We start from the raw sequence: 16,562 nt of genomic DNA, 5'->3' as shown, positions 1-16,562 counted from the left end.
ACAGTCTCATGTCTAGAATCTATCTCAGAATTAAACATGGTAACTACTAATACAATTCGCTTTTCTCAATTCAACGCTTCTTTGAATCGTAATGCCAACGGTCAGTTAGTCAGCGATTTGTCTACCCCTGGCAATGCTCAAGCAAAGGCAGTTGCAGAAATTATCCAGCGTAATAACCCGGATGTATTGCTAATTAACGAGTTTGACTATTCGCCGGAGGCAGTTCAACTATTCCGGCAAAATTATCTAGCCGTCAGCCAGAATGGTACAACACCCGTTGACTACCCTTACTTCTACATCGCTCCTTCCAACACGGGTATTGCCTCTAGGTTTGACTTAAACAACAACGGCGTAGTAGTGACAACCCCAGGCGCAACCGGATACGGCGATGATGCTTTTGGATTCGGGAATTTCCCTGGTCAATATGGGATGTTGCTATTGTCCAAATATCCCATTGATACTGCCAACATTCGCACCTTCCAAAATTTTCTGTGGAAGGATATGCCCAATGCTTTGCTTCCTGACGATCCAACAACACCACAGCCAAATGATTGGTATTCTCAGGAGGAATTGGCAGTTCTACGCCTTTCTTCTAAAAGTCACTGGGATATACCCATCCAGGTAAACGGTGAGATAATTCACATCCTCGCTAGCCACCCCACACCTCCAACCTTTGATGGCACGGAAGATCGCAACGGTAAGCGCAACCACGACGAGATCCGCTTTTGGGCAGACTATATTACCCCTGGTAATGGTAATTACATTTATGATGATAAGGGTAAAACTGGCGGTATTGCTGCTGGATCGAGCTTTGTGATTGTGGGCGATCAAAATGCAGATCCGTTGGATGGTGATAGTTTTGACAACGCTATTCGCCAACTGTTGCAAAATCCCAATATTAATACTAATGTCATCCCTACTAGTCTGGGTGCGCCCCAACAAGCAGACTTACAAGCTGGTGCAAACACTAGCCAAAAGGGTAATCCTAGCTTTGACACCGCAGACTTTGCTGATAACACTCCCGGAAACCTGCGGACTGACTATGTGCTGCCCTCAGCTAACCTGACAATTGCCAACTCAAGAGTATTTTGGCCTCTAAATACTGACCCGACATTCTCCCCAGTAGGTACTTTTCCATTCCCCAGTTCTGACCATCGTCTAGTATTTGCAGATGTGCAAACTGGAGCAACCGAACCAGGTAAAACCATTCCCAATGTTGGATTTGTGGGGCAGAGTACTTTTGCCACAGGGTTTATTCCTGCTGGTGTAGCGGGAACGGTGAATGGGGTACAAACTCCACTAGGCGGACTTTCTGGTGTCACCTACGATGCTGTGAATAACCGCTACTATGCAATCTCAGACGATCGCTCCCAAGTTGCCCCTGCCCGCTTTTATACCTTTACTGCCGCTGATTCCGGGGTGAATTTTACCAATGTCACCACCCTGAAAGATACAAATGGCAACTTTTTTGCAACCAACAGCCTTGACCCAGAAGGTATCGCTTTAACCAACAATGGTACAGTCTTTATCTCTTCCGAGGGCGAAGTTAACCCTGGTGCTGGTCGTGTTACCAATCCCTTTATTAAAGTGTTTTCACTAGCTACAGGGCAAGAAATAGGCTCGCTATTTGTCCCCAGGAAATTCCTACCAGTAATTGAAGATACCAACAGTAACGGTATTATCGATGCAGGTGACACGCAGACATCAGGTGTTTACAATAACTTAGCCTTTGAAAGCCTCACCATTACACCCGACCAGAAAACCTTATTCACTGCGACTGAAAACGCGCTGTCCCAAGATGGGTTAAAAGCTTCACTCACCAGTGGCAGCCGTTCCCGAATTCTGCAATACAATTTGGTTACTGGACAGCCAGAAAAGGAATACCTTTATATCACCGATGCGATCGCCCAAGCACCCAACCCTAGTACAGGCTCGGCTGACAATGGCTTGACAGATTTACTTGCGATCGATAATCGTGGCACATTACTGGCCTTAGAACGTTCCTTTGCCCAAGGTGTAGGCAACACCATCAAAATCTATGAAGTTTCTTTGCAAGGTGCAACTGACATTAGTTTCTACGATTCTCTCAACAATCTGAGTGCTGAACAACTAGCAGCTATTAAACCTGCTCAAAAGCGCTTACTGTTGAATTTAAATGACTTAAACTTGCCTAACGGTACAGATAACATTGAGGGTATTACCTTTGGCCCAAAACTAGCAGATGGTAGCCAGTCGATTGTGCTGGTAAGTGATAATAACTTCAATCAAAGCCAATTTACCCAAATCCTCACTTTGGATGCAGACTTAGTTCCAACTGCTGCACCCAGAGTAGAAACTCGTCCCGATTTATTGGATGATGAAACCCTGCCAGTAGATCAACGTGCCGATGCTGATGATCCTGCGATCTATGTTAATGCCACAAACTCTGCTGATAGCCTAGTATTAACCTCAGTCAAAAATGCTGGATTGCGGGTTTATGATTTGTCTGGTAATTTGTTGCAAACAGTTAATCCCGGTGGCATTCGCTACAACAATATTGACTTGCAATACGGTTTCAAATTAGGCAATCAATCAGTTGATATTGCAGTAGCTAGCGATCGCCAAAATGATAAACTAGCAATCTTCAAAATCAACCCCAATCCCACCGCCGCCGGACAATATTTGGAAGATATCACCGATAGCAATATTGGTACAATCTTTCAAGCATCACCTTTTGAACCTCCTTATTCTGCATCAACTCGCAGTTCTTACGGAGTTACCTTATACCGTAGCCCTGTAACTAATGATTACTATGTCTTTACCAGTCGCCGCCAAACTGGAGATATAGCTCAGTTCAAATTGATTGACAAAGGGAATGGCAAAATTGGCGCTGAACTGGTGCGGGAGTTCACCATCCCTTCGCCTACCGCAGAAGGGCGTTCTCCCCAAACAGAGGGTATGGTGGTTGACCAAGAAACCGGCTTTCTCTACATCGCCCAAGAAGATGTGGGCATCTGGAAATTCCAGGCAGAACCGGACGGTGGTACAACAGGCAAGCTGATCGATCGCGTTCGTTTTGAGGGTGGTTCTCACCTCACCGATGATGCCGAAGGGTTGACCATCTACTACGGCAAAAACGGCACAGGCTACTTGCTAGCATCCAGCCAAGGCGATAGTACCTTTGTTGCCTACACACGTGAAGGTAATAACGAATACGTGGGTAACTTTGCCATTGGTAACAATGGGTCAATTGACAGCGTGCAAGAGTCAGATGGTGCTGATGTAATTAATGTGCCACTGGGACCTAACTTCCCATTTGGTTTATTTGTTACTCAAGATGGCTCCAATGAACCTGCTAAGACCATCGATGGCGAAAATGTCAACTCTAACTTTAAGCTGGTGCCTTGGGAAAATATCGCCAATACCTTCCCCAATTCTCTAAATATCGACACCACTAGTTACGATCCTCGCAATCCCGTTGCTCAACCCAAGTTGACCATCTATGAATTTGAAAACCTACCAAAGTTAGGCACGACTTCTGAAAATCAAAATATTTTCTTGGGTGGTTTTTCTGGGTTGTATTTCCAAGGGGTTGCAGCAAATGGCAACCTGAAATTTGTCACCAACACAGACCGTGGCCCCAACGGAGAACCTGATAGTGTCAAAAGACCATTTTTATTACCCGATTTCCAGCCAGAAATAGTTAGCTTTGAACTCAACCGCACCACAGGTGAAATCACCATTACCAACAGAACAAAGCTATTCCGCCAAGATGGAACGACCCCATTAACGGGATTGCCTAACTTGCAAGGTGTAGGAAACGGTTTAGCCTACACAGATGAAATTGCCGTTGACTTAGATAAAAAAGTTCTAACTAACGATCCTTTGGGCGCTGACTTAGAAGGGATTGTAGTTGCAGAAAATGGTGATTACTGGCTGGTAGATGAGTATCGTCCCTCCATTTATCACTTTGATACTAATGGAAAGCTAATTGAGCGCTTTATCCCTCAAGGAACTGCCACAGCACCCAACCCAGATCAACCAGCTGGAACTTTTGGCACTGAGGTATTGCCAGCAGTTTATGCTCAACGCCGCAATAATCGAGGATTTGAAGCTGTAGCGTTGGAAGGTAATAAATTATATGCCTTTATTCAGAGTCCAATTGATAATCCAGATGTCGCCAATGATGCGACTTCTAAAGCTTCTCTCAACCTGCGAATTCTGGAGTTTGATATTGTCACCAAGCAGGTAACAGGAGAATATTTATATCGCCTAGAAGGTTTACCAGGAACAGATAAGATTGGCGATGCAGTCTCTTTGGGTAACGGCAAATTTGCAGTAGTTGAACGAGATGACAATGGTACATCTGCTGGCAATAAACTGATTTACCAAATTGATTTAGCCGGGGCAAGCAACATCAACAATCCTGCTAACTTTACCTTGCCAACTGGTAAAACTATTGAACAACTTACCTCTGCGGAGTTAGCTGCTGCTAATATTAACCCTGTCAGCAAGAGTTTGATTGCTAATGCTGCTCAGTTGGGTTACACCGGGGTGGAAAAATTAGAAGGTCTGGCACTGGTAGCACCTAACACCCTAGCCTTGATTAACGACAACGACTTCAACATTACGGGTAATACGGCTGCTGAAAAACTCGGCATTCTTGAACTACCCAATAACCTGACAACTGCACTGCCTACTTTTCCCGATAGCTTTGGTTCTAGTAACAGCGATAATGTTACAGTTCAGCCAGGAAAAACATTCTTTGCGGGTGACGGAGCAGATTTTGTAGAGGGTACTGAAGGCAACACAATCGAGGCTGGAAACGGTGATGACACCGTGCTTGTAGGCAGTAACTCTTCAGTATCCGGGGAAGATGGTAGCGATCGCATATTTATTGGTCAAAATGGCCCGACTCAAAATACTAGTGCCGATGGTGGCAGTGGTGATGATGTTATTACTGTGGTAGAAGCCAGTGGTAGTAATAATTTGTTTGGGGCGACAGGTAATGATAATCTCACAGTAATTGAAGGTTTTCGTCAATCATTATTCGGTGGCTCAGGTAACGACATTCTCACAAGTAACGGTAGCAATAACCGTCTCTACGGTGGTTCTGGAGATGACAAACTCTTCTCTAATGTCAATGACTCCCTGTTTGGTGGCGATGGTGATGATGTGCTATTTGCTGGTCAAGGGGGTAGTAATAGCATCACTGGTGGTACTGGTGCTGACCAATTCTGGATGACTAACGCCAGTCTGCCAACTAGCAAGAACATTGTCACTGATTTTACAGTTGGCATTGATAAAATCGGGCTGGGCGGTATTGGTGTTACTCAATTTAATGCCCTGACACTGTTGCAACAAGGTAGTGATACTATCGTGAAAATCGGAAATACTGAGTTAGCTTCATTGCTAGGAATTACATCAACTAAGCTCACAGCAAATGACTTTGTTTTCTCTGTCAGTGTTGTAGGTTTATTTGTTCGCCTACTGTGATTGTTACAGCTTCATTAAACAGCAAAAGTTAATGAAGCTGTACTCAATCATTATTGCAAAAGCAATTAAAGGGAAGGGTTATAAAGCAATACAGTTCAGATAAGACCAAAACACTTGTAGAGACGGCGATTTATCGCGTCTCAAAACCCACGATTTTGTACAAGTAGCCCGAACCGTATTGGATTATAAAGAACTTATTATCTGACGAAAGTTACAAAAGAGATATCATCTCAATGTATAAAAAATAATTTTTAACATCACCAAAAATATGCAAAAAATTGTTAATTGCATATTAGGTACAAGATTGCAATACAAGGTTTCTTAACCAGTCCACAATTTATTCACAACTTTTGCTATGTATCTTAATTAATATGCAATTTACATTGTTAATTAAGATACTAAAAGCTTCTAGGGAAATGACAATTGTAGTAGTGGTTGACATTTAATAGTTCAGACTCAAAAAGCTGACAAGTTAATTACATCTTTGAAGCCTAAAACTATTAGTTTTTACTCACCATATTACTTTTTTGATTCCACTAGAGCCAAGACCATCTCAACAATTAAACACAGGGAGATTCTCTTTCATGGCTAAGAACGTCATCATTATGATTGGGGATGGTATGGGCTGGCAAATGGCTCGTGCTGCGTCCATCTACAAAGAGATTCAAAATGGTAAGACAGGTGCTAATCTCAGTGATTTTTATACACAAGGTAAGGGGCAAGGACTCAACTTTCAAACACTCCAAGGCTACGGTTTGGCAACCACCTATGGGACAACGATCGCTGATAGTGATGGAGTTTTTAGTACTGGTAATTCAGCCCTTGACGGGACTAATCCCATCACAGGAGAGAGCCAGGTTCGCCCTGGTTTCACCTTCGATCCAACTTTTAACCCAGGTAATACCCCAACAGGTGGTGCAAAAGTCAGTGATGGTGCTGTTGGAAACCTAGTAGGTTATGACCCTACCAAAGGTGGTGTTAATCCTTGGACTCCTGGTAACGATCCTGAATATATTAAGTACAGCTATCCTGACTCTGCAAACACCGCTACAACTCTGTACACTGGCGTTAAAAGTTACAACAACGCTGTTGGCGTTGATATTTTTGAAAATCCTCTAGAAACAATTCTCAAAACTGCAAACGAAGTTGGTAAATCTACTGGTTTGGTAACTTCAGTTCCCATTGACCACGCCACACCTGCTGCTGCTGCTGCCAACGTTAACCGTCGCAGCAAGTATGATGCTGACTATCCAGCATTAGACAACATCCTGCAACAGCAACTCCGTGTCTATCAACCAACAGTATTACTTGGTGGTGGACACCCACTCTCTGCTCCTGGAGATTTACTACCAAACGGGGTTGAGCCGAATACGAGCAATGAATTCATTCGTCAATCAACCTACACAGAACTTAGCACTAAACCAACTAATAACATCTACGATTACACCTTTTTGGAGCGCGGTGAGAATGCCGCCCAGAAACTCGCCCAAACTGCGGCGACAATCGATCCAGAAAAAGGCGATCGCCTCTTCGGTTTATACGGTGCGCGCGGTCAAAATGGTAACTTACCTGTAAGCTCTGCCAACGGCGACTACAGCACCACTGGTTTAGATATGTTCAGCGTTTTCACTAACCAAGGTGATAACACCAAAGTGGACACCACACGTCCACTGCTTCCCGGAGAGACGGATGCATCTTTCATCGCCAAAGAGGTTAACGAAAACCCAACTCTCAAAGACTTGACAAGTGCTGCATTAGATGTATTGGGTAAAGACCCCGATGGTTTCTGGTTAATGGTTGAAGGTGGCGATATCGATTGGTCTGCCCACGATAACAATATAGACAACTTGATCGGCACCACCTTAGACTTTGATAAAGCAGTTGGATCTACGATTGACTGGATCGATAACAATGGTGGTTGGGATGAAAACCTACTAATCGTTACTGCTGACCACGATCACTACCTGACTCTCGACGGTAATTTTCCAACTTTAGTAAAAAATCAAGGTGCTGAAGCATTAACTAATTTGGATACTCCAGCAGAAGTTGGACACTACTGGGGGTCTGATCCCAATGTCAAGTATGGTTGGGGAACTCACACCAACCGTCCCGTACCTGTTTACTATCAAGGTGCTGGTTCTGAAGTGTTAAATAGCTTGGTAGGTAAAGGTTATAACGCCTACGGTTCTGAGATTCCAGGAATTGCGGGTTTAAACGATCAAACCCACATCTACCAAACGATGTTTGCTTCAATAGTACCAAAAGTTGAGTTAGTAGGTTTTGCCTCTTTACCTGCTGATACCTTTAGTAGTGGATCAATTTCTGGTCAGGGGATTTCAGCCAATGGCAGAACTGGGCCTTTCCCAGGACAGCCAATTCAGGGTTTTAGCGGTGTTCAATTTGCTAACAGTAACTCTTTCTACTTCTTGTCAGACAATGGTTACGGTAGCAAAGACAATAGTGCAGATTTCCTACTGCGGATCAATCGTCTAGACCCGAATTTTAAGGGAACAGAAAATGGCGATGGTAGCGTTAAAGTTTTAGACTACATCCAACTGTCTGACCCTAACAATAAAGTTCCTTTTGAAATAGTTAATGAGGGAACTACTGGAAGATTACTGACTGGTGCAGACTTTGATGTAGAGTCATTCGTCTTTGATAAAGACGGGACAATCTGGGTTGGAGACGAGTTTGGCCCTTACCTGCTGCATTTTGATGCCACTGGTAAGTTATTGGAGGCTCCCATCGCTACACCCGACCAATTCAAAACTTTAAATGGAGAAGCACCTAAAGTTATTGGTCACAGAGGTGCAAGTGGCTATCGTCCAGAACATACCTTAGAGTCTTATAAACAAGCAATTGAGCGAGGCGCTGACTTTATTGAGCCTGATTTGGTTGTGACAAAAGATGGTGTGCTAATTGCTCGCCATGAGCCAGCTTTAGCAGTTTTGAACGCTGATGGTACTGTCAATTTCAGCAACACAACTACAGATGTTTACAAACATCCAGAGTTTGGCGATCGCAAGAAAACGGTAAGTTTAGATGGAAATACACTTACAGGTTGGTTTGCTGAAGACTTCACCTTAGCTGAAATCAAGACTTTACGCGCAGAAGAACGTCTACCTTTCCGCGATCATTCCTTTGACGATCAATTTGAAATTCCTACCTTCACGGAAATCATCAATTTGGTTAAGGATGTAGAAGCGACAACAGGTAAAAAGATTGGCATCTACCCTGAAACTAAGCATCCGACTTATTTGGCCAACGAAGCTACTTATGTAGGCACGACAGACAAAGTTAACAGAAACATTAGTCAGTTACTAATTGATACGCTGAAGGCAAATAACTTCACTGATCCCAGTCGCATCTTCATCCAATCCTTTGAAGTTGGCAATCTCAAAGAATTGCATGATACCATCATGCCTGCGGCTGGGGTGGATATTCCCCTAGTTCAATTGCTAGATGCAAGTGACATTGATATTAACGGCAAGATCATCGAGAGTCAGCCCTATGATTTGAAAGTCAGTGGTGACACTCGCACTTATGACGACTTGCGAACTCCAGAAGGCTTGGCTGAAGTTGCCACTTATGCTGATGGCATTGGGCCTTGGAAACGGATGATTGTTAGCGTCAAAGGTACTGATGCTAATGGTGATGGCAAAGCTGATGATGTCAATAACGATGGAGTAGTTAATGATGCCGACAAGACAACATTACCTCCCACTACCTTAATTCAAGATGCTCACAATGCAGGCTTGCAGGTTCATCCCTACACCTTCCGGGCGGAAGACCAATATTTAGCAGCAGATTACAAAGGCCAGCTAGCACTAGAAATTCAACAGTTTTATCAATTAGGGGTAGATGCACTCTTCTCAGATTTCCCAGATATTGCCGATAAAGTACGGGATAAACTTAGAGACGATCCTCAATATAATGTAGTGCGATCGCCACAAAACCCTGATGTGCTTTCAGGTGATGCCTTTGCTAACTTGGCTGGTTCTAAAGGTTTTGAAGGTGGAGCAATTAACGCCAGCAAAACCAAGCTTTACTTCCTCTTAGAAGGTACAGTTCAGGGCGATACCCCTGGTGCTTTGCGGATTAACGAATTTGACCTTGCTAGCCACAAGTACACTGATAAAAAGCTGTACTACAGATTGGATAATCCGTCAAATTCCATTGGAGATTTAGCAGTTATCAATGATAATGAATACCTAGTCATTGAACGGGATAACAATCAAGGGGCTGCGGCTAAATTTAAGAGGATCTACAAAATAGACTTGTCTAAAACAGATTCTAATGGCTATGTAGCAAAAGAAGAAGTTGCAGACTTGTTAAATATCCAAGACCCCAACGACCTGAATGGGGATGGTAAGACCACCTTCGACTTCCCATTCCAAACCATTGAAAATGTTCTGGTTGTTGACAAAAATACCATTTTGGTAGCTAATGACAACAATTATCCCTTCTCTACAGGTCGTCCTGGAAACGATCCTCAAAATCCAGTTATAGACAACAATGAGATTCTACAACTGAAACTGGAAAAGCCCCTTAATCTTGCTCCTGGTTTAGGTCAACCTCAAGCTGAAGAAATTAATTTTGGCTCCACTACCAGCGATGATATTACCGTTGAACCAAATCAAACCTTATTCACAGGTGACGGAGCAGACTTTGTAGAGGGTACTAAAGGTAACACAATTCAGACTGGAAACGGTGAAGACACGGTGTTAGTCGGCAGTGACTCTTCAGTGTCCACAGGAGAGGGTAATGATCGGATATTTATTGGTCAAAACGGCCCGGTTCAAAATATTACTGCTGATGGTGGCAATGGTAATGATGTTATTACCGTAGTGGAAGCTAGTGGAAGTAATAATTTACTTGGGGCGACAGGTGATGATACTCTCTCTGTAGTTGAAGGTTCTCGTCAATCATTATTCGGTGGCTCAGGTAACGATACCCTTAGCAGTAGCGGTAGCAATAACCGTCTCAACGGTGGTTCTGGCGATGACAAACTCTTCTCCAATTTCAATGATTCCCTGTCTGGTGGCGCTGGTGATGATGTGCTATTTGCTGGTCAACAGGGCGGTAATCGCCTCAGTGGTGGTACTGGTGTCGATCAGTTCTGGATTGCTAACGCCAGTCTGCCAACTAGCAAAAATATTGTGACTGATTTTGCGATCGGCACTGATAAAATCGGCCTGGGCGGGATTGGTGTTACTCAATTTAGTGCTTTAACACTGTTGCAACAGGGTAGTGACACCTTAGTGAAAAGCGGAAATACAGAGTTGGCTTCATTGCTAGGAATTAAATCAACTAGCCTCACAGCAAATGATTTCGTTCTTTCTGCCAGTGTAGTGTAGCCAAAAAATAATTACAGCTTAGATTCAATATTCATTCATTAGTTAAGCTGTAGCGATTTTGCTAATGCGGGGGAATTATATTCCCTCGCTTTTTATATCTTCTATAGTAATTTTGCCTTTAAGAATCTTTCTGCTTCTTGTCCCAAATCTTAACTTGTTTATAACTTTCCTTAAACATTGAACAACTATCTTTTAAAACAGTAACCAGATTTAAGTTCATTAATTTATCTCCACTAATTTTTGTAGACTTTAAGCATTTTGTCGCCAAATACTACTTGGGTTTCTATAGCTAAAAATTTTTTGCTTGGGTTGAGTGTTATTAATCACTCAGTCTATAAACACACAATTGCTGCGTAGAGATAGCCAGTCGTAGGCATCGCTCGTAGCTCATAATACTTAAGGAGTAGTTGGCATGACTGATACAAATGGCAACGGTAGAAATGTCATTATTTTTGTTGCAGATGGATTGCGTAACGGTTCTGTAAACCCTATTGATACCCCGACTTTATATAGCATTCGTCAGCAGGGAGTTACTTTTGCCAATAGTCATTCGATCTTTCCGACATTTACCACGCCTAATGCTTCTGCGATCGCCACGGGACATTATCTTGGTGATACAGGTGACTTTAGCAACACTATTTACACTGGTTTTCCTAGTGCTAATGCCAATGGTAGTGTCACCCCATTTATCGAAAATGATGCAGTTCTGGGAGATATCGATGAAAAATTTCCCGGTAACAACTTTTTAGATGAAGAGTCACTCTTAGCTTATGCGCGATCGCAGGGTTTCAACACAGCAGCAGTTGGTAAATTAGGGCCTGTTGCGATCCAAGATGTTACCCAAGTTAACCGAGAAGGTGGTACTACAGGTACTATTCCTACTCCTGATACAATTATTATTGATGACACTACAAATGGTGCGACACCGCCGACTACACCTGTTGGTTCACCTTCTGGTGTTCCACTCGATCCAGATATTGTTAGTCGGTTACAAGCTGCTGGTTTAGATGTAAAACCGACAACGCGAGTCCAACCAGCTGGTACCAACACAACTCCTGGCACCCTGAATGCCAATGTGGCTCAACAACAATACTTTGCAGATGCCACTACCAAAGTAATTTTACCTAAGTTTCAAGAAGATGGTAAACCATTCGCATTGGTTTACTGGTCAAGAGATCCCGATGGTAGTCAACACAACCAGGGTGATAGTTTAAATACCTTGACACCAGGTATCAATGGCCCTACTTCCAAAGCTGGGGTGAAAAACGCTGATGATAATTTAAAGCAACTTCTTGACTATCTCAAAAGCACAGGCTTGGACAAGACTACTGATGTCTTTGTTACTTCCGACCACGGTTTTTCTACCATCAGCAAACAAGCTATTGATAGCCAAGGGACAAAAACTACAAGTTATGCTGCCACCCAAACTTATGCAGGCGTAAATCCGGGATTTCTCCCAGCAGGCTTTGTGGCGATTGATTTGGCTCACGATCTCGGTCTACCCTTATACGATCCTAACCCTACAACTCTCCCCCCAGACCTCAACAAGATCCAGTATGCAACTGTTGATGCCACAAAAGGTCAACGTCCTATTTCTGGGAATGGTGTAATTGGTGGAACAGGTGAAGTAATTAATGGCCAACTTGACCCAGGTACAAAGATAGTTGTAGCTGCTAACGGTGGTTCAGACTTGATTTATCTGCCCAATGGCAATGCTGATTTAGCCAAACAGGTAGTGAATTTGCTCTCGCAAAAGGACTACATCAGTGGTATTTTTGTAGACGATGCTTATGGAACTATTCCAGGTGCTTTACCACTGAGTGCGATCTGGCTAAAAGGTGATGCTAAAACACCGGTTCCATCTATAGTTATCAACTTCAAAAGCTTTAGCAGCGACCCAAATAACCCAAACAACCCTCAAGCTCAGGTAGAAATTGCTGATACAACTTTGCAGCAAGGGCAGGGGATGCATGGCAGCTTTGGTCGAGGTGATACTTTCAATAATATGGAGGCTATTGGCCCTGACTTTAAACAAGGTTATGTGGACTATGCACCTGTCAGTAATGCTGATGTAACGCCTACACTTGCTCGGATTCTGGGGTTAAATATTCCCAGTAATGGCGATTTGAAAGGTCGTGCCATTACAGAAGCATTGGTGGGAGGCCCGGATACAGTTCCCTCCAGGAAAGAAGTCTTGACTTCAGAAGAAACTACTAATGGTCAAGCAACAATTCTAGATTCTCAAAGTGTAGGCAATACTCATTACTTTACAGCCGCAGGGTTTGATGGTCGCACTGTTGGACTAACAACACTAGACCTTCAATTTGGTTCTACCAGTAGCGATGATGTCACCCTTAAGCCAAATCAAACCTTATTTACAGGTGACGGTGCAGACTTTGTAGAGGGTATTAAAGGTAACAAAATTCTAACTGGAAAGGGTGATGACACGGTAGTAGTTGGTAGTAACTCCTCTGTGTCCACTGGGGATGGTAACGATCGAGTCTCAATTGGCGCAAATAGCCCTGCTAACAATACTAGTACTGATGGTGGCAATGGTAATGATGAATTTACCGTAGTCGAAGCAAGTGGTAATAATAATTTGTTTGGAGGCGCAGGTGCTGACACTATCACAGTAGTTGAAGGTACTCGTCAATTATCCTTCGGTGGCTCAGGTAACGACACCCTCACCAGTAATGGTAGCAATAACCGTCTCTATGGTGGCTCTGGAGATGACAAATTATTCTCCAGTGTAAATGATTCACTATTTGGTGGTGATAGTGATGATGTGCTATTTGCTGGCCAAAAGGGTAGTAATAGCCTTACTGGTGGTGCTGGTGCTGACCAATTCTGGATTGCTAACGCCAGTCTGCCATCTAATAAGAACATCGTGGCTGATTTTGCGATCGGTATTGATAAAATCGGGCTGGGCGGAATTGGTGTCACTCAGTTTAGTGCTCTAACCCTATTGCAACAGGGTGCTGACACTATCGTAAAACTCGGAAATACAGAGTTGGCTTCATTACTACAAATTACCTCAACTAATCTGAGTGCAAATGACTTCGTTTTCTCTGCTAGTGTTGTGGCTTAGTCTGTTGGCCTAGTGCAGCACGGCAGAAATAACTATCAGTTAAAACAGCGGTTTTCAATTACATAGACTACAGCAAATAGTTGGTTATTGTGGGGTGGGTATTGTAATGCTCACCCTATTTTCGTTTCGCTGGGGTCCAACCTACCTCGAAGAGTTTACATTACTTATCAGTTGCTAAAATCGCAGTATTCTTTGTTCCTCAAGGTATTAATTCTTCTTGTTATCTCAAAATAAGCCTGCGTACAGTTAATATTCCCATTGCAAACATCCCTAAAGTTTTAATTTTCAATGAAGATGTACTGGAAATAACTGCGATTTGGAGGAAATAGGTCAGAATGAGAGAAATAAATCTTAGAGTCAGTGCCCTTTCACACAAATATTGTAGTATTGCGGCATAATTTTTTGTCAAATTAGTCTTTTAATATAAATTTAAAGCTAACAATGTCACCATAAATTCTACGTAAAAACACTAAGATTCAAACATATAAAAACGCTTTTCAAATTTTGATTTTATCTGTTTATCTAAATACGGAAAACAAACATCCCATTTTAAATTTAAATACACCTAATTCTTTGTTACTCATTGATATAAATATTTTTGATTTCAGTTAAAAATGAAAAAAATAACTAATTCATTGGATCAACATAAAAATGAATTACTGATGACCAATGGTCAACCTTTATCATCAGAAAATAACTTAGAACGAGATAATTTAACATTATCTATTTTGAAAGAATCTGAAAATAACCTACTAATAGAGTGGAATCATACTCAAACTGATTATCCTCAACAAGCGTCTATTCATAAGTTGTTTGAAGCACAAGTAGAGAAAACACCTGATGCTGTAGCACTAATTTTTAATAATCAGCATCTTACTTATAGAGATTTGAATAATCGTGCTAATCAATTAGCAAAACATCTACGATCGCTAGGAGTAGGAACAGAAATTCTTGTAGGAATCTGTATAGAGCGCTCCTTAGAAATGGTTATAGCACTCTTAGCTATCCTGAAAGCAGGTGGAGCTTATGTACCATTAGATCCAGGGTACCCACAAGAACGTTTAGCTTTTATGCTGTCAGATACTCAGGTATCTGTACTACTAACTCAAAAAGAACTAGTTACCAAATTACCTACTCACACAGCATTTGTAATTTGCCTAGATGCAGATTGGAATACAATCGCCCAAAATAGCAAAGATAACTTAAGCACTAGTGTCACTGCTGATAACTTGGCTTATGTTATGTATACATCAGGTTCTACAGGTACACCCAAAGGTGTTAGCGTTATCCATCGTGGTGTAGTTAGGTTAGTCAAAGAAACTAATTATGCTCAACTCACACCTGAAGAAGTAATTCTGCAACTTGCTCCTATTTCCTTCGATGCTTCCACTTTTGAAATTTGGGGTTGTTTACTTAATGGTGGGCGACTAGTAATTTACCCTCCTAATACACCATCTTTAGAAGAATTAGGGCAGATTATTCAGCAATACCAAGTTACTACTCTTTGGCTGACTGCCGGTTTATTTCACCTGATAGTAGATGAAAAAATTGATGCTTTAAAATCCTTACGTCAACTTTTAGCAGGTGGTGATGTCTTATCTGTTCCCCATGTGCAGAAGTTTCTCCAAACAGTAGAGAACTGTCAACTAATTAATGGTTATGGGCCAACTGAGAATACAACTTTTACCTGCTGCCATCCGATAACAGCCCCACTACAACCAGATGTTTCGATTCCTATTGGTCGTCCAATTGCTAACACCCAAGTTTATATATTAGATAAAAACCTCCAATCAGTATCAATTGGAGAAGCTGGTGAATTGTACATTTGTGGTGATGGATTAGCTAGAGGCTATTTAAATCGCCCAGACCTAACTGCCGAAAAATTCATTTCTCACTCATTTGATAACAATTTAGCAACGCGCCTTTACAAAACTGGAGATTTAGCTCGTTATCTTCCAGATGGAAATATCGAGTTTTTAGGTCGGATTGACAATCAGGTAAAAATTCGTGGTTTCCGAATTGAACTAGGGGAAATTGAGCGAGAAATTGCACAACATCCTGATGTTCGGGAAATTGTTGTTTTAGCTCGTCAGGATGAAGCAGTTGAAAAACAGTTAACGGCTTATATTGTTCCTCACTATAACAGTGGATACACGCACAATAAATTACGTGATTTCTTGCAACAGCGACTACCTAATTACATGGTGCCATCGGCATTTGTGATGTTAGAATCACTCCCTTTGACTGCAAATGGCAAAGTAGATAGACATAAATTGCCAGCACCAAGTAGAGAACGTCCGCAACTCGAACAAGCGTACATTGCTCCGCAAAGCGATTTAGAACGTCTGCTTGCAGGTATTTTATCCGAACTGCTCAAAATCGATCGCGTTGGGATTGATGATAATTTCTTTGATTTGGGAGCAACTTCAATCTCAATTCTCCAAGTTGCTGCGCGAATAAAACAGGAACTTGGTATTGAACTACCTGCTGTAAAGCTATTTCAGTATTCAACAATTGGCTCTTTAGCAAACTATTTGGATTCAAACCAGAACAGCCAACCGTCTTCTGACAAGCTGCAAAATCGTGCCCAACGCCAACAAGCAGCTCGTGCTCGTCGCCGTAATCATCAACAAGGTGTTTAA

4 protein-coding genes are annotated in these 16,562 nt (G+C 42.3%); all 4 read left to right on the top strand.

Going from position 1 to position 16,562, the window contains the following annotated elements; translation table 11 throughout:
• Positions 1–36: 36 nt before the first annotated feature.
• On the top strand, positions 37–5,475 hold the full coding sequence (locus RMZ42_RS22720; RefSeq protein WP_322673539.1) for a phytase: 5,439 nt from the start codon (positions 37–39) through the stop codon (positions 5,473–5,475).
• Positions 5,476–6,059: 584 nt separating this feature from the next.
• Positions 6,060–10,832: an esterase-like activity of phytase family protein gene (locus RMZ42_RS22715; RefSeq protein ID WP_322673538.1), complete on the top strand. Its 4,773-nt coding sequence runs from the start codon at positions 6,060–6,062 to the stop codon at positions 10,830–10,832.
• Positions 10,833–11,244: 412 nt separating this feature from the next.
• Complete coding sequence (locus tag RMZ42_RS22710; RefSeq protein ID WP_322673537.1) at positions 11,245–13,920, top strand: alkaline phosphatase family protein; 2,676 nt, start codon at positions 11,245–11,247, stop codon at positions 13,918–13,920.
• Between the two features lie 614 nt (positions 13,921–14,534).
• Positions 14,535–16,562: a non-ribosomal peptide synthetase gene (locus RMZ42_RS22705; protein WP_322673536.1), complete on the top strand. Its 2,028-nt coding sequence runs from the start codon at positions 14,535–14,537 to the stop codon at positions 16,560–16,562.

It is taken from the genome of Nostoc sp. DedQUE05, assembly GCF_034530955.1.
Classification (GTDB): domain Bacteria; phylum Cyanobacteriota; class Cyanobacteriia; order Cyanobacteriales; family Nostocaceae; genus Nostoc.
This window is presented reverse-complemented; position numbering and strand designations above follow the sequence as displayed.

Coding starts and splice junctions, on each gene's coding strand:
- RMZ42_RS22720 (WP_322673539.1), top strand. CDS start 37: ATGGTAACTACTAATACAATTCGCTTTTCTCAATTCAACGCTTCTTTG.
- RMZ42_RS22715 (WP_322673538.1), top strand. CDS start 6,060: ATGGCTAAGAACGTCATCATTATGATTGGGGATGGTATGGGCTGGCAA.
- RMZ42_RS22710 (WP_322673537.1), top strand. CDS start 11,245: ATGACTGATACAAATGGCAACGGTAGAAATGTCATTATTTTTGTTGCA.
- RMZ42_RS22705 (WP_322673536.1), top strand. CDS start 14,535: ATGAAAAAAATAACTAATTCATTGGATCAACATAAAAATGAATTACTG.